The 18,499-nt window shown below is 59.5% G+C and carries 13 protein-coding genes and 1 tRNA gene; 8 read left to right on the forward strand and 6 right to left on the reverse strand.

The window, feature by feature from the left end; genetic code table 11:
* Positions 1-467: 467 nt before the first annotated feature.
* Positions 468-1,445, forward strand: coding sequence for a sugar phosphate isomerase/epimerase family protein (locus NZK35_RS04025; RefSeq protein WP_259631314.1), 978 nt, complete (start codon positions 468-470; stop codon positions 1,443-1,445).
* Between the two features lie 158 nt (positions 1,446-1,603).
* Here the strand turns inward: NZK35_RS04025 and NZK35_RS04030 are convergent, their stop codons facing one another.
* The 4 genes from NZK35_RS04030 to NZK35_RS04045 form a co-directional block, all read right to left on the reverse strand.
* Entirely contained in the window at positions 1,604-3,322 is a 1,719-nt protein-coding gene (locus NZK35_RS04030) for a M28 family peptidase (RefSeq protein WP_259631315.1), read from the reverse strand.
* A 704-nt stretch (positions 3,323-4,026) separates the two neighbouring features.
* Positions 4,027-5,055 (reverse strand): FliG C-terminal domain-containing protein, encoded by a 1,029-nt coding sequence (locus NZK35_RS04035; RefSeq protein WP_259631316.1) that lies wholly within the window; start codon positions 5,053-5,055, stop codon positions 4,027-4,029.
* 58 nt (positions 5,056-5,113) lie between these two features.
* On the reverse strand, positions 5,114-6,568 hold the full coding sequence (locus NZK35_RS04040) for a hypothetical protein (RefSeq protein ID WP_259631317.1): 1,455 nt from the start codon (positions 6,566-6,568) through the stop codon (positions 5,114-5,116).
* A gap of 2 nt (positions 6,569-6,570) precedes the next feature.
* A complete protein-coding gene (locus tag NZK35_RS04045) occupies positions 6,571-6,993 on the reverse strand; it encodes an ATPase (RefSeq protein WP_259631318.1) in 423 nt (140 codons plus the stop codon).
* Between the two features lie 315 nt (positions 6,994-7,308).
* Between NZK35_RS04045 and NZK35_RS04050 the strand changes: the two genes are divergently transcribed.
* On the forward strand, positions 7,309-8,964 hold the full coding sequence (locus NZK35_RS04050) for a PDZ domain-containing protein (RefSeq protein WP_259631319.1): 1,656 nt from the start codon (positions 7,309-7,311) through the stop codon (positions 8,962-8,964).
* A gap of 183 nt (positions 8,965-9,147) precedes the next feature.
* Here NZK35_RS04050 and NZK35_RS04055 read toward each other — a convergent pair whose 3' ends face one another.
* On the reverse strand, positions 9,148-9,423 hold the full coding sequence (locus NZK35_RS04055; protein ID WP_145217078.1) for a hypothetical protein: 276 nt from the start codon (positions 9,421-9,423) through the stop codon (positions 9,148-9,150).
* Between the two features lie 336 nt (positions 9,424-9,759).
* On the opposite strand from NZK35_RS04055, the gene NZK35_RS34575 reads away from it, so the two are divergent.
* Positions 9,760-10,137: a carbon storage regulator gene (locus tag NZK35_RS34575; protein WP_323379608.1), complete on the forward strand. Its 378-nt coding sequence runs from the start codon at positions 9,760-9,762 to the stop codon at positions 10,135-10,137.
* Between the two features lie 147 nt (positions 10,138-10,284).
* On the opposite strand, the gene NZK35_RS04065 is transcribed toward NZK35_RS34575, so the two are convergent.
* On the reverse strand, positions 10,285-12,432 hold the full coding sequence (locus NZK35_RS04065) for an esterase/lipase family protein (RefSeq protein ID WP_259631320.1): 2,148 nt from the start codon (positions 12,430-12,432) through the stop codon (positions 10,285-10,287).
* 563 nt (positions 12,433-12,995) lie between these two features.
* Between NZK35_RS04065 and NZK35_RS04070 the strand changes: the two genes are divergently transcribed.
* The 5 genes from NZK35_RS04070 to NZK35_RS04090 all read left to right on the forward strand — a co-directional run bounded on the left by NZK35_RS04070 (position 12,996) and on the right by NZK35_RS04090 (position 18,029).
* Positions 12,996-13,080: transfer RNA gene (locus NZK35_RS04070), tRNA-Leu, on the forward strand.
* Between the two features lie 126 nt (positions 13,081-13,206).
* A complete protein-coding gene (locus tag NZK35_RS04075) occupies positions 13,207-14,472 on the forward strand; it encodes a two-component system sensor histidine kinase NtrB (RefSeq protein WP_259631321.1) in 1,266 nt (421 codons plus the stop codon).
* A 48-nt stretch (positions 14,473-14,520) separates the two neighbouring features.
* Positions 14,521-15,903: a sigma-54-dependent transcriptional regulator gene (locus NZK35_RS04080; RefSeq protein WP_259631322.1), complete on the forward strand. Its 1,383-nt coding sequence runs from the start codon at positions 14,521-14,523 to the stop codon at positions 15,901-15,903.
* A 157-nt stretch (positions 15,904-16,060) separates the two neighbouring features.
* On the forward strand, positions 16,061-16,546 hold the full coding sequence (locus NZK35_RS34580; RefSeq protein ID WP_323379609.1) for a c-type cytochrome: 486 nt from the start codon (positions 16,061-16,063) through the stop codon (positions 16,544-16,546).
* A 307-nt stretch (positions 16,547-16,853) separates the two neighbouring features.
* The gene (locus NZK35_RS04090; protein WP_259631323.1) at positions 16,854-18,029 is read left to right on the forward strand and encodes an AGE family epimerase/isomerase; all 1,176 of its coding nucleotides are present in this window, start codon (positions 16,854-16,856) and stop codon (positions 18,027-18,029) included.
* Positions 18,030-18,499: the final 470 nt, after the last annotated feature.

Here is an 18,499-nt window from a genome sequence, read left to right on the forward strand (position 1 = left end):
ACGTCGATTCTTTTGCTGCAGGATTTTGCAACCCATTTAGATTCTCTCCCTCTGGGAGAGACGGCGTTTGCGCAGCAAGCAAACGCCAGAGAGGGCCTTTGACACCAACCGGGGCGTTGTTTGTTAGCGGCAGGGCGCGAGCCCTCCGGTCTTGCAGCTGTTTGCGATCTGCCACCGGACGGCTCGCGGGTTGTCGTTTTTGTGAGCCGCGACGCGTAAGCGGCCGGGCATTGCGACGCCCGCCCGAGGCCTTACGGCCGACGGCTCACCATTGACTCAGCAGATCTCGACTAAATCGACAGCCCGCTCGCGCCGTTCCGCTAGCACTTTCCGTTGTTCGTTAGCCCTGGCCGCAGGCAACACAGTACGCGTTGATTTTTCGTGATGGACCGCGCCGTGAGACGTTAAAATCTGTCGACAGAACGTTGCATCCTTTCCACGCTCCCCACTTCCCCAGGTACACACCGGTGCTGACACGTCCCACACCATCCGACCGCGCCGTCCATCCACCCAGTCGCCGTCAATTCATCGCCGCCGCCGGTGCGACTTGCGTCGCCGCCTGTGCGGCGACCGGTGTTGGCGTCGGCCCTGCCACCGTCGCTGCGGCGGAGCCGTTTGCCCGCAGCGGCGGAGCACGCTTTCGCGTCGGGTTGGCCGCCTATTCGCTACGCAACTACTTTTCGTTCATGAAAGGGAAACGAAAAGAACCGGCCTCCGGAGGCAAAGCGATCGACATGGTGGGGTTCCTCGATTACTGCGTCGCGCAGGGCTTGGAAGCGGCTGAATTGACGAGTTACTTTTTCCCGCCGGATGCCGACGACGCGTATTTCTTGGAACTCAAACGCCAAGCCTTCCTTCGTGGCGTGACCATTTCCGGCACCGCGATCGGTAATAACTTCACTCAAGGTGCAGGCGATAAAATGGAGCGGGAGATTGAAACCGCGATCCAGTGGATCGATAAAGCCGCCGTGATGGGGGCTCCGCACATCCGCTTCTTCGCCGGCAAGGGGCAGGAATTGGATGACCACCCCGAACGCATGAACGAGGCGGTCCAAGCGATGGAGCGTTGCGCGTTTCGGGCGGGCGAGCGAGGCGTTTTCTTGGGCATCGAAAACCACGGCAATCTCCGGCCCGACCAACTGCTGCCGATTATTCATGCGGTCGACCATCCTTGGGTCGGCATCAACTTGGACACCGGCAATTTCTACAGCGACGATCCGTACGGCGATCTGGAAAAATGTGTACCCTTTGCCGTCAACGTTCAAGTCAAAGTCAACATGAAAAAACCCGACGGCGCGGAGTACCCGGCCGACATGGATCGGATCGCCGGGATTCTGCGTGACAGCGGCTACCAGGGGTTTGTGGTGCTGGAATACGAAGACGAAAACCCCTACGAACACATCCCAGCGGCCTTGGATCGGATGCGCGAAGCACTCGGCGTCTGACGCTACGATCGTCGCGTCCGAAACAACCGGACGCGTTTCCGGGATCGGAAAGGTCAAAAGGAGACTTTTCCTGAAGCTTTTGTATTGAACCCGCCGGAATCGGACTAATGTCTAGGTGTGCGAGGGACGCGACACGCAGCAAGCACAACAACGAGATATTAAGCGTCCCCCCGTGCGAGGCGGGGTCGGTTCTTCGGAATCGGCCTCGCCTTTTTTCGTATCCGCGTCGACCAAGTGGTCATCGCCAGGACCGCCAGCAAGCTGGCCAGTACGGCGTAAATCGGTTGTCGCCACGGCCCCAGTGCTTGGACCAGCAACACCAGCAACGGTCCGGCCAGCACAATCGCAACCATCCAGCCCGACCAGGCCGCGAGATGCACGTCGGCCGTCACACTGCGAACCAAGGCGTACGCGAGACCGGGCACGACCAACACGTAGCCTCCGCCGGGCAGCCAAAAGGCCAACGCGGTGCCCAACGCGGCGGTCACCAGCCAGATCCAATCGCTGACCAAATGAAATTCTTTCGTGGACGATCGCGATATCAGCCACTCCAGCAGGAACGTCGCGGCCAGAAAGGACGCGGCGATCGTGAATAATCCCGCCGGCAAATCAATCGGCGTGTATTTGACCTGGTTCCACGGTGTGGTCAGCAATGCGAATCGGATTGCCAAGCCGACAGCCAGACCGATCAGGACCGCTAACAGCGTGTTGAGCGCGTGGCGTGGCAAACGTCGCCAAAGCTGCCCCGGCCGTTGACGCAGACAAGCCACACCGATCAAAGCGACCGCGAGCAGCGCCAACACCTTCTGCACCCGTTCGCTGAAGTGGATCACGGTCAATCCGTACAGATCGAAGAAGACGGCGTTGCCGGCATCCGGCTGCGTGGATGCCTGCTGCACGCGATGCAACACGTCGGCCGGTAATCGATCGACGGCGCGGTGCATCGAGAACAGGTGCGCCCCCATGTGCTGCAGTGTTCGGTCGCTCAGGTTGGCCGGCGTATCGTCCACCTGGTGATAGCGATGGGCGCCCCCGATGACCGCATAGTTGAATCCGGGCAGACCGAGCTTGCCATGCCAGGCGTTGAAGTCGGTCGCGTTGGGGAGCATCCGATAGACGGTGACGGCCAGCGAGGACGTGATCTTGGGCCGCGCCAGATCGTCGATCAGCACGCTGACCCAAGCGTGATTGCCGGAATGCGTTTCGAACATCGGGATGCCGCCACTGCTGCCCCGGGCATCAAAGTTCAAGACGAACATCGGTCTGGGGAACGGCAGCGAGTCCTGGGCCGCGATCGCGTAGGCGCCCAACAATCCGAATTCCTCTCCATCGGTGAACAGGTAGTGGGTGGTGTGGGCCGGTGGCGTCGTCGCCAGCACGCGAATGTGTTCGACCAAGGCGACGACCGCCGATCCGGCGTCGCCGGCGCCGGGGCCCCAGCGGCAGGAGTCATGGTGGGTGGCAACCAGGATCGGTGCCAACGAAGGGTCCGAGCCTTCGAGGGTGACCCACAGGTTCTTCAGCACCGGGTCGGGCGGCAACAGATCGATGCGTCCTTTGGGATGCCGATCCTGGCGCTCGGGGTCGAACGCGATTTCGATCCGCCGGGTCGAGACCCCGTAGCCATCGAGCTTTTGTTCCAGGCGTTGCAAAAACGCTTCACCTGCTGCGGTTCCCGTCGTGTGTTTCTGTGGGGGATCACCCAACAATTCAACCAGGGTCGCGCGCATCCGAGCCGCCGACGGCCGATCGACCGGGGCATCTGCCCCCAACGGTGCAGGCCCGCGGTAATGGTACCAACCCAAGAAGATGGAAAGGCCCAACGTCAACGTCGAGACGATGATTCGTCTACCGAACTGTGAGGCGTCGCGTTTCAAAACCTGAATCTCCTTCCACCCGGTGGCGTACGCTCAATGTTAACACCTTTGGCGTCTCGAGGTGTTAGCGGAACGGCGCCAGCCGTCCGGTCGCGCTTCAAAAACGCCGTGACAGACCGGAGGGCTCGCGCCCTACCGCTAACAACAACCCTCGAGGTGTTAGCGGAACGGCGCCAGCCGTCCGGTCGCGCTTCAAAAACGCCGTGACAGACCGGAGAGCTCGCGCCCTACCGCTAACAACAACCCTCGAGGTGTTAGCGGAACGGCGCCAGCCGTCCGGTCGCGCTTCAAAAACACCGTGACAGACCGGAGGGCTCGCGCCCTGCCGCTAACAACAGCCCTCGAGGTGTTAGCGGAACGGCGCCAGCCGTCCGGTCGCGCTTCAAAAACGCCGTGACAGACCGGAGGGCTCGCGCCCTACCGCTAACAACAACCCTCGAGGTGTTAGCGGAACGGCGCCAGCCGTCCGGTCGCGCTTCAAAAACACCGTGACAGACCGGAGGGCTCGTGCCCTACCGCTAACAACAACACTCGAGGTGTTAGCGGAACGGCGTTAGCCGTCCGGTCACGCTTCAAAAACACTGTGACAGACCGGAGGGCTCATGCCCTGCCGCTAACAACAACACTCCGCTTGGCGTCAAAGGAGGTGGCATTGAGAGTAAGCTTGCAGCTTACCCATGGAAAACCGGAAGCTCACTCCATTTTTATGCCGCGAACGAGGTCGACTGTTGTGTGAATCGGAGGGCGATTTGCGCGACGATTTGTTTCGCGGCGTCGATATCGGAAAGCTGCAGTTGTCCCATCCGCCGCATGTCGCTGCGTACTTTCCGTGATTGCCGTCGCGGCAACATGTCGAGAACGGTTTCGGCGGTCTCGTTGGGCAGACCGCACAAGACCAAGAACGCTTGTTTGGTCGACACCATCCCGAGGGCACGGCACAGATCCTGAGGCGGCAGCTGCGTCAGGAATCGGTCGACTCGCTCGGCCAATTCCGCCGGATGACAGAGTGTTTCTTCGGCGTAGGCGTCTGTTTCGTTGGCGTGTTGGTCGTCCACCGCGTACCGGCTTTGATTGATCGGCAACACAACGGGAAACTGGCCCGACGCGTCGTCTTGCGGTTGCCGGGACGGGCGGCTTTCGTTTTGCAGCAGCGCCGAAGGCAACACGCCGGCGGCCTGTGTTTGGTGAAATTGAGCAAACATGCTCTCCACCGATTCGCGGTTCGGCGGCATCGCCGCAGTCGTGGCATCGGCGTGGGATTGCTCTGGATGCTCAGTGGCTTTAGCGGGTTCAGTGTGCTCCGCGGGCGGCACTTCGACCGCGACTGATTCCACCGCAGACCGTTGGCCGTGGCCGCTTTCGCATGGAAAATCCGCAGCCGTGTCGGCGACGGCATCGGTACCTCGATAGATCGATTTGGACCGTTTGGGCGAGACTCTGGCCCGGCCGATTTGAATCTCGTCCTGAATCTCCGATTCCACTTTTTCGACGCGGCTGGTTTCGGTCTGCAGCTCGTCGCGCATCCGCTTCATCACATGGACCTGCTCCATCGCGTCGATTTCACCCATCGCCGACATCTCCTCGGCGATGCGTTGTTTGTCATCGTTGCCCAGTTGTCCCAGCAGGACGCGGTGGGTCCGACGTGGCAGCGTGTGCAACAAGATGGCGATCTGGCGGATCGAATCGCCGCGATCGGCTTGAGTGCCGGAGTGTGTTTCGGTCGGGGTGATCATGGGTGGATGGGTCAGGTCATTGGAACGATCGGGCACCGCCTGCAGACGTCAAACCCGCTCAGGCGGCGTCGGCCATCCAACTGTGGACGATCTGGGCGGCCAGTTCGGGGTTGGATTCGACCAATTCGGCCAAGTCGTCTCGCATCGTGGTATCGGCGGCGTTGGGCTGGGTCTTGGCAGGCCGATCGGGGTGTCGCGGTGAAGGTTTGCCGGTTGGCACTTCGGTGACCGATGTCGCGGTCATCGAAGGATTTCGCAATCGCATTCGCATGGTGGCGATGGCAAACACGCCGGCGACCAACAACAGGCTGCCCAGCGAAATTGATAGCACCGGATTGGCTTGAAGCGGTTCGATCACGCCGGCCCACCGACCGACCGTGTCGACCGGTGGTGGATACTTGGGCGTCTTGTCGGGATCCGGGAAGCTCCAGACACGCACCGTTTGTTCGTCGCTGTCGGCATCACTCGCCACCAGCGGTTTGACCGCATCGCGAATGTTGTCCATGACTTTGGCACGAACGCCATCGAATTGATCTTGGGTCGGCGCCAGTGGCAAGGCACCCTCGGGATGTTGCGACCGATAGTCGTTGACCCATTGGGCGTGGAATTGGCTTTCGGGCACACCGACCGAAACACGCATTTGATACTCGCCCGGTATCGATTCCTTGTGAATCGATTTTGACAGCGCGATCGGTTTACCGTCGCCCGACTCGCAGTACACCGACCGTGCCGCGATGTGCAGCCCGCGATAACCGCCGAGCAGTTCGGTCAGGCGTTGTTCCAATTCGTACTCCGCTTGACGTTGTTGGCGGGTCAATGGATCGTCCGATCCGTTGTACGTTTTCCGCGCCGACGTGTCCGTGACCGTCACTTGATCCGCTTCCATGCCGGCGTAAGCTCCGGCGACAAGGTTCTGGATCATGCTGATCCGTCCCGGCGCAATCGGCTTGCCACTGTCCGAGACGAGCAGCACGCTTGCGGATTGGATCGTGCGGCCGTCAAAGGCGCCGGCGGATTGCTCGTCATAGTCGACACTGGCCCAGAGGATGTCGTCGAAGGCCGCGATTTTTCTTCCCAGGTCGTGTGCCTTGGCATATTGGTGACGCGTGCGTCGGGCCGATTCCGATTCGAAGTAAGGTGCCTCACCGAGCGCTTCTTCGACACTGCTTTGCAATGCATAGGGATGTGCCGAAGCTTGCTCGAGCGCCGCCAAATACTCATGCCGGGTCTCACGCGGAATTAACATCCGTCCTTCTTCGCGCCGCCAATCGCTCAAACCCGCTTTGCTGAACGCGAACTCGACTTGGCTGAGTTCCATCTCCCGGAGCACCCTCCCGCCAAAGAGCGGCTCCATGGTTTCCGTCGAACCGGCGGGGGCGATGTAATAGATTCCACCGACAATCAGCAGCCCGGCGATCACACAGGCGACCGCTCGTGACAGAGCCGACGCCCCGGAGAGAGGCGGGACGGTGTCGAGATGGGATTTGAATCGTTCGGTCCGCTGACGCAACACGCTTAGGCTGCCATTCGACTACTGGATGATTGCGATGGGAACACGATGGTGACAGCCACGCCGCCCTGTGGGCAGTTCTGCCACTGTAGTTCTGCGTTGATGGCAGCCGCCGCGATCGGCAGGTGACGCTCGCGTTTGGTCGCGTCGGTCCCGCTGTCAGCGATCTCCAACTCCAATCCCGATTCGCTCCGGCAAGCGGTGATCATCAGATCGCCACCGTCAGGCATCGCCTCCAACGCCTGCTTGCTGAGCGCCGTGATCAGATCCGCCGTGCGTTGGTGGTCGCAGGGGATGGGGATTTCCAAGTCGATGTCCAATTCCAGGCACACCGGAGCTTGGTGTTGGATCAATAACGGTGCGGTCACAGTCTCGACAAGAACCAAGAGGTTCCTGCACTGTTCCGGTTCCATCCATCCTTTGGCCATCGTGGCCTCCGCATTTATCGAATGTTCAAATGATTTTGACGACCCGCGGGATGCGACACGCCATCGACTCCGGCGATGAATCTCACCTGAGCAAAAACAGGGGAAAATCGTCGGAATGGCTCAAGTCGTTCTCCACAATGGACCGGCATAGCCTTTTCTCGGCGCTGGTCGCAAGGCGGATTGGCCGGCAAAGTGCAACCGAGAGCGACGAGCCGGGAGCCGCGTTCGCTCGGACGCCTCGATTTTTTGTCAATCAGGCGTATGATGAACGTAGAGTCTTTGGCATGTCTGCCCCACAAGAAATTCGAACTTTGCATGCGTTCACTGCCTTCCCTGTCGGCCATCACCATCCTGGTCGTCTCCGTCACCTGTTTTGCCGACGATGCCCGCGGGCAAGGACTGCTGCAACGGCTGCGAAGTCGGGTCGTGCCGCTGTTGCAAGATCAGCTGCAACCGCGAGACGGTGAAGCTGCCAGCAACGCCCTGCCGGCTCGCCCCCTGCCCGGTGCAAGCAATCTGCCTGGTGCAAGCAATCTGCCTGGTGCAAGCAATCTGCCTGGTGCAAGCAATCTGCCTGGTGCAAGCAATCTGCCTGGTGCAAGCAATCTGCCCGGTGCAAGTAATCAGCCTGGTGCAGGTAATCCGGCAAACGGATCGGCCCAGAATCCCGCCGCCGCCAGCCGAACCGACCAAGCGAATCCGCGGGCGCGCTATCGCTCCCTGGCTCGTCCGGGCGGCGGAGTCAGTCGCATTCCGTCCGTCACCCCGCCCCCGGCTCCGGCTGTCAGTCCGACACCGGCGCTCGGGCCCAGCGGCGTCCGACAGGCGGGGGCTGAGACCCAGGCCCAGGCCGACGCCGACTCTTCCGCCCCCCAGCGTTCCAATTCTTTCGGGCGATCGATTCTCTCCCCGCTCGACTTCGACGACGAAGATGGTCCGGCCGTTGCCGGGACTGGAGCGTCCGCCGGCACCGCTGCATCGATCGGCATCAAGGCGATTGACGCCGATCCGGGCTACCCGGGTGTTCAAATCACCGACTTCGCCAGTCATTCCCGGGCCGACCGAGACGGACTGCGGGTCGGCGACTTCATCTTTGCCATCGACGGGGTGCCCACGCCTTCGGTTGCCGCCTTGGTCGGTCAGGTCGCCGCCCATCAGCCCGGTGACCGGGTTCGCTTGCGGATCGGGCGGGGCGGACAAGTCAGTGATCTTGACATCACATTGGTTGCCAAGCCCGGTACCAACGTGGCCCCGACCGACGGACGGACGAGATCGCCCGCGGCCGGCCCTGCGGCATCGGGCGGAAATTCAATCGCCGTGCCCCTCCAGGCCGCCACACCGACCGCCACACCGTCCGCCGTGCAGACCGCCACACCGACCGCCGTGCAGCCGAAGATCGGCGCGGAGGTTCGCGATGTGCCCGGCCGACGCGGAGTCCGAGTGATGGAGATCCAACCCGGATCACCGGCAGACAAGGCCGGCCTGAAAACCGAAGATCGCATCGTCGCGATTGACAGCAAACTGGTCTCCGACTCACAGCGTCTGTTCGACTTGCTGGCGCTCGCTCCGGCTGACGCCTCCGTGGATCTGCAATTGATCCGAGAGAATCGTCTGGTCAACGCCACGTTGTCGTTGCGATCCGATGATGGACCAGCGGTCGCGGGCCAAGCGACGGACGCCACCGGCCCCACGCCCGCCGCCAGCGATACATTAGTCGGCGGCCTCGGTTCGGTGCTCGGCGGCATGTTCGGCCAGTCCGCCCCGCCAGCGCAAACACCCTCCGACACGACCGAGACGCAAGCCGGCAAGGCGAAACAGGCCGCTGAGCCGGAATTGCTTCCGGCGGCAAAGCAGCCACAGCAGGAAAGCGAGACGCAAGCTGGCCCGTCAGGCGAATCGGAATCGGTGCGAGCCGAGATTCAACGGCTTCGCGACCAACTGCAAAAGCTCGAGTCGCAACTCGAGGAATAAACCATCGAACAAAATTTCCCACGGATGGCAGCGCGAACCCACGGATGACAGGGTGACAACAATCCGTGGGTTCGCGCTGCTATCCGCGGGTTCAGTGGCTATTTCATCGCTCCACAAGTCACCGCCTGCCCCGATTTTCCAGGTCGACAACCGCAGCGCATAGGTTTAAACCCAGCCGAAGCACTACCCCGCCATGGCGGAGCGGAAACTCAACACCGCGGGCGTCTCGTCGGCCGGCAACGCTTCCTTCACCAGGTTGCTGGTCAGCGTCATCTTCAACGCCGCAACCTGATTGGGCTCGATCGCGATTCGGCTTTGCACAAACCAGCCGACGTGCGGCGAGCGACTTTCTTGGCGGAGCACCAGGGTGCTGGAACCGTCGCCATCGCTTTCGCGTGCAAGCACCAACCGCTGGTCGCCGGAATCGCTCGGGAAGACGTTCAGAATCATCGAATTCATCAGAGACCTGGATAGCTGACGCGGACGAAGGAGGGACGTCAAAAAACTGCGCGGTGTTGAAAGTGATTCTCAACAACAGAGAAGTTTAATGATTCTCTTTTGCGCGTCAATCTTTCAAATCGGTGTAAAGTCTTCCAATTCTGTGGACGACCGAATCCGGCTTCCCGACCCGTTGTTTGGCGTAACCGATTGCCTGGAAACAGGTTAGGGAGAATGGGAGGAATTTGCTCCGGCGATTGGCACAATTCCTGCATAACTTGACTGCCACGTACAAGGATGTGACAGCCTTGACGAGTTTCTCACCCTCTCTCGCCGGTATCGGCAAAGGAAACTGCCATGTTAGTTCTCTCACGGAAAGTCGATCAACAGATCAAGATTGGCGACGACATCACGGTGACCGTGGTTCGTGTGGAAGGAAATCGAGTTCGAATCGGAGTCAGCGCTCCCCGCGACGTTCGCATCCTCCGCGGCGAACTGAACGCCGAGCAGGCGATCAATGAAGAGGTTGAATTTGAGCTTTCGGAGCGAGAATTCGCCTTCGCCCACCAAAACGCATCGGATCGAATTAAATCCGCCAAGACGAGTTCGTCGGTCCGGCCGCAGGTTTTCACCGGATCGGTCACCGCCGACGGCGGCACGGTGGAATTGAGGGGCGAGTCGCCGTCGCGAAAGGCCAAGCCGGCACCCTTGGCCAGCTTCGTTTCGGCATCCTAGGCAGGAAGCGATGTGTGTTCCCGTTCAACACCTCCCGTCTCCGCGAATGGACTCGCGGCCTGCTCCCCTGCGACGCGTTCAGCCCCGGCTGTCCAGCTTGAAACTTGAAACTTGAAACTTGAAACTTGAAACTTGAAACTTGAAACTTCACTGCTCAAAGCCAACTTTCCGAACCGTAGTTGATTCGTCCGGTGCTGCAGACTCGACTGCGTTTTCCGGCATCGTCGCAACCCGGTCGGCCGAATCGATTTCTCGGAGGTGTTCCAGCAGGATACGACGGACTTCAAAGATCGCTTGACCGGTCATGTGGATCTTGGTGTGCTCGGCATCGACGATCAGTTCGCTTTCGGTGTCGTCCATCGTGGCACTTTCATAAGCGACAATGCCATCGCCCCGGCCGGCTTTCTTTTGCAGCAGCGTCGGGTCTTGCAGGATCCCGATGATGTTGTGGTACTTGACCGACGGTGAATACTTTGCCCGCTGCATGACGGGGAAGATCGGCGAGTCGGGGGCCAGCGAATCGATCGCGTTGGCCATCGTCAGCAGTTCGGTATCGCGAAACAGGTCGGGATTGTTTTTGACCAGATTCTCGCCCACGGTCTTGTTTAACTTGGGAAGCTTGATGAATTTTCGGGCCAACCAGCGGGTCAATTCATTGGCGAACTGGCTGCCGCGGTGGGGCGTGCCGATCGTGATCACTCGGCTGACCGATTGATTGGGTTTGAAGAACAACGTGCTGACCAGCTTGTCGCGTTCTTCGGCTTCGCCACGGAGTTTTTCTCTCGGTTGGTCGCTGACGATTCTCCAGAAATCATCACCGCTATCGATCGTCTGCATGCGGCTGATCAATCCGCCCATGCTGTGGCCGACCAACACCATCTGTTCCATCGGTGCGTCGCTGTGTGTCGGATCAAACGTCTGACGCAGATCGTGGAGGTCCGAACGCAATTGCGTCGCACTCAACCAAAACGGTTGACCGGACGGATACAGATAGAACCAGAACTGATAGCGCTGGCGAATCTCAGGGAAACTGCGCAGGTCATTGAACATGTCCATCCATGTTCGGGGGCTGGACCACAGGCCGTGCACCATCAGCACGGGGATCCGGTTGGGATCATACGGTTCCAGCATGTACAGGCCGCGGTTTTTGGCGGCATCGGCGGGGTTCAGTAAGCCTTCGGTTTCCTGGTTTTGTTCTCGGAATCGCGGCGTGTCGAGAAAGAAAGCCAGCGGCGTGGTCAGATCGGTTTCCAACGGCACCCAGTGGTTGGCCAGCTTGACTTGGTTGGCCGACAGCGGATCGAAGAACTCGAGGACACAGGTGTTGGCGTCGCCGTATTCTCCGTTCTCCGGTTTGGCGCAGCGCATCATCGCGGTGACGCTGTAGCTGAGCCCGTCGGGATAGTATTTCTCGCGAGGATCGGCGTTTTCGTCGCTCTTGCGGACCGCGATCATCGGAACGCCCAATCCGAACGTCGTGTGCTTGCTCCGCAGCGTCGCGATCTCGTAGTCACTGACAAATTCATAGTGGTCAAACTCGTCGGGTTTCCAATTTCCGCGCAGTTGCGTTTGGATCACGAACTCGCGGTCGGGTGTTTTGACCCGGTAGGTTTGGCCCGGTTTGATGTGACGCTCTTCGCACAGCAGACGAAGCGTGTCTTCCAACGATTCGTTGTACAGATCACACGTCGCACGAAACTGTGGGTCGTACTGGTTTCGCGTTTCCGACAGGTCTTCGTCGAACAGATAGTCGTAGCTGTTGGTCAGCGCGACGCCAAAGTGGCCCAGGGCGTCACTCTGGTCGCCCTTGGTTTCCGCCTTCTTGCCTTCGACGTAAGACAATTCGGCGAGCGCATGAATCAGCTCGGGGTCACGGTTGTCCCGCAGCGTGGTTTGGATTTTTTTCAGACAAACGTGGGCGTCTTGGTCATAGCCGTCGCGGAGCCCATAGCGTCGCAACGTGTTCCACGTCCGCTCGCTGATTTGCGGGCCTTGACGCGTCATCAGCCGCAGCTGGGCGGCCAACGGGTTGTCGCGAACCGACCGAGCCGTCAAATACCGAGCGGTCGAGCATCCGCCGGAAAGACATAGCAGCAGAATCAGCCCAACCAGTTGCCCAATCCGCAGCCGGCAAACGCGTTGCGAGACCACCGACGTCGCCGCGATCGCTAACACTGGTTCAAATTCCCCTGCTGCAGAGGCCGGCGCAGCACCGCACGATGCGGCGCGACGCGTGATCGTATCGGCATCGGATCGTGATCGGTCAAACGGAGCGGTCGTGGGTTCGAGCAACATCCTGTCAATCGAAGCGGTGGGGGGCAAGAAGCGCACAACGTTCGCGCCGCTGGCCGGACAGTAGAAAGCCGCCGGCCTCCGTGTCAACGCAGACCGCGGGACCGCCCGAGTTTCACGACCGAGAGGAGCCGGTGGCTTAGGTTTACCCACATCTTTGCATCCCGGAGGGCAACGCTGTGAAGCATTTTTCCCATGCGTTTCTTGAGGTTTTAGCGGCAGGGCGCGAGCCCTCCGGTTCTTCATCTCTGCCAACACACCGGAGGGCTCGCGGGCTGTCGGTTTAGTCGATGTTTCGAAATCAGCGTGATCATCTCAGCCCGACGCGTGAGCGAGGGGCGCCGCGCTGCCCCTTGCTTACGCGTGCGGGCTTAAATCGACAGCCCGCTCGCGCCCTGCCGCTCAAAAATGCTTCACAGCCTTGCCGGGAGGGGAAGGCGGAAATTAGCCGGCGGTCGAGCGAAGCGAACACCGCCGGAGCGGTAACTGAGGAAGTTCGCGAGGAAACGTTGGGGGGAGCTTGACGAGGGACGCAGATTCTCGGAAACTGCCGCTCCCAGTTTGACGCGGCCGTGGCGGAACTGGCAGACGCGCTAGGTTGAGGGCCTAGTGGGAGATAATCCCGTGGAGGTTCGAGTCCTCTCGGCCGCATTCCGTTTTTCTAAGGAAAAACGGCTATCTTGCCATCCTCTGTTGCCGCGGCGACAACTTGAGTTGCCGCGACAGGTGGTCGTGATCCCCCTGCGATCTCAGTCTCGGCGCAGCTAAAATCAGGAAATGAGCCGATCATTACCTGACATTCCCAATCGCAGCGAACCCATTGCAGCTGAATTCTTTCGCTCGATTGCCGATTGCACCGTCGACTGGGAAAGCTGGCTGTCCTGTGAGGGCGAAGTCTTGTGGGTGAACAGGGCTGTCGAGCGATTCACGGGCTACTCGCCGGCGGAGTGTTTGGCGATGACGGATTATCCGTTGCCGCTGATGACCCCCGAGCACCGCGGTAGGATTGCGCGTTACTTTGCCGAAGCCGCTCGAGGCAGTACGGAAAACAACATTGAATTCGAGTGTTTGCACCGCGACGGCTCGACGTCTTGGGTGGCCGTGTCTTGGCAACCGATGACCGACTCCGATGGGCGATCGTTGGGTTTTCGGGCAAGTGTGCGAGACATTTCCGAAAAGCGACAGATGCGTGAGCAGTTGCGTTTGCACAACGAGCATCTGGAACAACTCGTTCAAGAACGCACCGCCCGGGTGGCGGAGTTGGAGCAGCATCGGCTGAAGATGGAGAAGCTTGCGGCGCTCGGTGAACTGGCCGCAGGTGTGGCTCATGAAATCAACAATCCGCTGGCCGGCATTCGCAACGCGTTCGCTTTATTGAAACGACACATTCCCACCGGCGTCAAGCATTACGACAAGCTCGACTTGATCGACGGCGAGATTGAACGGATCAGCGGCATCATTCATCAGATGTATCAACTCTATCGGCCCAGTCAGCAGCGGGCGTCGTCCTTCTCGCTGAAGCAGACGGTGGACGTCGTCATCACACTGGCACTTCCCATGTCGCGAAAAGCGAACGTGAAGGTTTCGGCCTCCTCCGGTTCACCGGTTGCGGTCGGAGCGTCGGGGAAAATCGCGGCCCTTGGTGCCGACGAAGTGGTCTTGCGTGAAGGCGAATTGAAACAAGTGCTGTTGAACTTGATCCACAATGCCATCCAAGCTTCCGAGGCGGGGGCTCAGGTCAACGTCCACGCTCGGACGGACGCGAGACACGCCATCTTGACGGTGACCGATCATGGGCACGGTATCGCGGAGGAAGACATCGAACGAATCTTTGACCCTTTCTTCAGCACCAAGACAGAGACGGTCGGCCAGGGCATGGGCCTCGGCTTGTCGGTCACGCGGGGGATCGTGGAAGCGATGAACGGAACCATTGACGTGACGAGCGAACCGGGGAAAGGCACCGAGTTTGTGGTTCGTTTGCCCCGGCGACTCGATGACGACGTGACCAGCACCTCGCAAACGTCGGCAGGACGTTCGATCTGAACGACTGCTGAAACTCTCCCCGAGTTTCGCTACTTCCAATACGATCCCATGAAAACCAAACAACGAATCTTGATCGCCGACGACGAGCCGCTTTATCGCGATACGACGGCGGACTTGCTGCGAGAGGAAGGTTACGAGTGCATTTGCGTCGAAAACGCGGATGATGCCATCGGCCTGTTGCGTGAACACTCGTTCGATCTAATCTTGACCGACTTGAACATGCCCGGCAATTTGAAATTGGAATTGCTCCAAGAGGGCCGCACGAAGTACTCGCACATCCCGATGATCGTGGTCACGGGGGTGCCTTCGGTTCCCACGGCGATCGAGAGCGTTCGGTTGGGAATCGCCGACTACCTGCTCAAACCGGTTAAGTTTGAAGAACTGCACACGGCGGTCCAGCGAGCACTGCTTCATCCCGGGGCGACCGCCGAACCTGCAACGGAGTCGGTGTCGAACACCGAGCGGCATGAAACGTTCCCCGAAATCATTGGTGTCTGTCCAGCGATGTTGGAATTGCTGGACATCGTTGATCGGGTTGCCGCCAGTAACACGAACGTACTGATCACGGGCGAAAGCGGCACGGGAAAAGAAGTGATTGCCAGTGCGATCCACAACCGCAGTGCTCGTCGGGAGCACGCATTTCAGGTGATCGACTGCACAGCCATTCCCGAAGCGCTGTTCGAGTCGGTCCTGTTTGGGCATGTCCAGGGAGCGTTCACCGGAGCGATCAAGGACCAAAAGGGTTTGCTGCGTCTCTGTGACGGCGGTACCGCGTTCTTTGACGAACTGGGGGAGTTGCCTGCGGCCGCTCAAGCGAAACTGTTGCGGGCGGTCCAAGAGCAAACCTTCACACCCGTCGGCGACAGCAAACCGATCAAAGTCGACACGCGGTTCATCTGTGCGACCAACCGAGACTTGCGAGCCGAAGTCGACGCGGGACGATTTCGACAAGACCTGTACTATCGGCTTGCCGTCATTCCAATCGAACTCGCCCCCCTGCGTGATCGCGGTGATGATGTGGTGACGTTGGCCGATCATTTTCTGAGGCGTCTGCGTCCGAGCGGATCCAAGGTGGTGGGATTTTCTGACGAAGTGATTGACTGCTTTCGCACCTACCGCTGGCCCGGCAATATCCGGGAACTGCGAAACGTGATCGAACGCACCATCACGCTTGCACGCGGCAACACGATCGAGGTCTCCGACCTGCCGCGGCAATTGCAATCACCGGAAGCGGACGTTGTCGATGCAGCGGCGCTGTCGGAAATTTCGCGTGATGAAGCGCTCGATGATGCCGATCGGGCCTATCTGGCGGCGGTGCTGAAAAAACACAACGGCGTCATCGCGAGCGCTGCTCGACAAGCCGGTCTGTCGCGTCAAGGCTTGAACAAACTACTGAAACGACACGGAATCGAAGCGGACGATTTCAGGTAAACTGTCGACGCCGTCGGCGCGTCGGCGCGTCTCCGGCGCCGGCTATCGGTACATGAAGCGTGGAAACGATTCAATCATCGAACGCAATCCCCGTCTGTTCTCAGCGTCTTCTCGATCGGTTCCCTTCAATCGGACTGACAATCGTCGAGTCACGCCAGTGGAGTTGCTAAACGGTTGGCGATCCGATCGTCGGAGGTCTGACGCCGCGAATCCACTCGGCCCCCATCGTACGCCGCCGTTGAGTCTGGATGGACTGACGGCAAACGTGCAGCGCAACGCGATGCTCTCGACCGACCGATGCGTTGACTGTCACGGCGAGAATGGGCAAGGCAGCGACGAAGGCCCTCCGGTGTGGGGCGACAAATCGTACAAGGACGGCGCCGGATTGAGCCGCGTTGCGAAGCTGGCGTCCTGGTTGAAAGTCGCGATGCCGCTCGATGACGCGTCATTAACCACGCAGGAATCGCGGGACCTTGCCGCTTTCATCAACAGTCATCCGCGTCCCACGTTTTTGCTCTCGGAGCATCTTCCCCAGGACAGCAAGCTCGACGAATCGAGGTTTCTCAGGAGCCGGTTGCGTCGGCGAACATGGAAGCGGAAACGGGGCCGTCTGTCACTTGCGAAGCGAAGAAATGACCATTGAGCCCTTGGATGGCAGCGCGAACCCACGGATTTAAATCCTTCAGGTCCCGTCTAGGGAAGAGTGATTTTTGATGAAAGTGGCGTAAGCTTCCAGCCTGTGATCCTCGTGAACGGACGTTGCAATCTTGCGGCGTTCTTGCCCCTGTCCTTTTGCAAACGGTTCACCAGCTCGATTTGGTTATGATGTTGACCGCCGCAACGATCCTCCTCGCCATCCGAGTCCCTGGAAAATCGATTCAGTCCTGGTCTGCGATTCAGTCCTGGTCTGCGATTGTTCAACCGAATACGGAATATTGGTATCAATGTCGATGGATAAGATTCGCCGAGATGAGTTGATTTCCACGTACCGCGACGGTTTGCTCGACGACACGCTGCCTTTTTGGATCAAGCACTGTGTCGATCGAGAGCATGGTGGTTTCATGATGTCGCTCGATCGTGACGGCACCGTCATCGACACCGACAAGGGCGTTTGGCAGCAGGGCCGCTTCACTTGGCTGCTGGGGGAACTTTACAACAACGTCGAGCAACGGCCGGAATGGCTTGAACTGGCCAAGCACGGCGCACAGTTTCTCGACGAGCATTGCTTTGATCCCCGTGACGGTCGGATGTGGTTTCATGTCACTCGCGAGGGCAAACCGATTCGTAAGCGGCGCTACGCATTCTCCGAAAGTTTTGCCGCGATCGCGTTCGGGGAATTGGCTAAGGCAACTGGCGACCAGCGATATGCCCAAAAGGCGAAACGGACGTTTCAACGTTTTATTGACCACAACCTTGATCCACGGGGCACCGATCCAAAATTTACCGAAACGCGTCCCATGCGTGGACTCGGATTTCCGATGATCACGATCGCGACCGCCCAAGAGCTACGCGAGTCGATCGACTTACCCGAGGCTGAGGAGTGGATCGACCGCAGCATCGACGACATCCGCCAATATCATCTCAAAGAGGACATTCAGTGCGTGATGGAGACGGTCGGTCCCAGCGGCGAGATTATCGACCATTTTGACGGCCGTACACTGAATCCGGGACACGCGATCGAAGGCGCCTGGTTCATCATGCTGGAAGGCAAGCGGCGGGGGGATGAGGAACTGATTCGCACCGGCTGTCAGATGCTGGACTGGATGTGGCAGCGCGGCTGGGACCCGCAGTACGGCGGGATTCTCTACTTCGTCGACGTGAATGACCGGCCGATTCAGGAATACTGGCATGACATGAAATTTTGGTGGCCACAGAACGAAACGATCATTGCCACGCTGCTCGCGTCGCAGCTGACGTCCGACCCCAAGTACGAGCGCTGGCATCGGATGATTCACGACTGGACCTACTCGCACTTTCCCGACGCGGATCACGGCGAATGGTTCGGCTACCTCCACCGCGACGGTTCCCTCAGCTCGACATTGAAAGGCAACCTTTGGAAAGGGCCTTTTCATCTGCCTCGGATGCAGCTCGTTGGTTGGCAACTGCTTGCCGAATCGACGGGGTGATTGCGTCTGTGAAGTAGATGATCGCCTACTGCTTCGTCAACGTTTAGATTGAGGGGGCCTCGGAAAAGGGTGCAGGCGTCTCGTGCCGACAGCACGCGAACGAGGATTTCACGATGGTTCTTTCGAAACGGATCTGCCAATCTGGATGGTTTGGTCCGGAATTTGCGTGCGATGCGACGGTGGATCGGATACCAAAGTACAAACGTCATGTTGCTACACCAATGCTCGACAATCCAGAGACTCGACCGATCACTCGACGCTCTGAACTCTGGTGGCCGGTGACAACGGGCGGTGTCGCTTTCCTTCTGTCCGGATTAGTCTTTGCGTCGTCGCCCGCAGCTGGCATCGTTGTGATGGCATGGACCGTCGGTGCAGCCACGTTTCTCTCTGGGATCGCGCTCAGGAGCATCTCTGTGCATTGGAAGAACGGTAAAACGAAGACCCGAGTACGGGAAACGCCTGCGACGATG

Origin of the sequence: Stieleria sedimenti, assembly GCF_025060895.1 — a bacterium.
GTDB lineage: Bacteria > Planctomycetota > Planctomycetia > Pirellulales > Pirellulaceae > Stieleria > Stieleria sedimenti.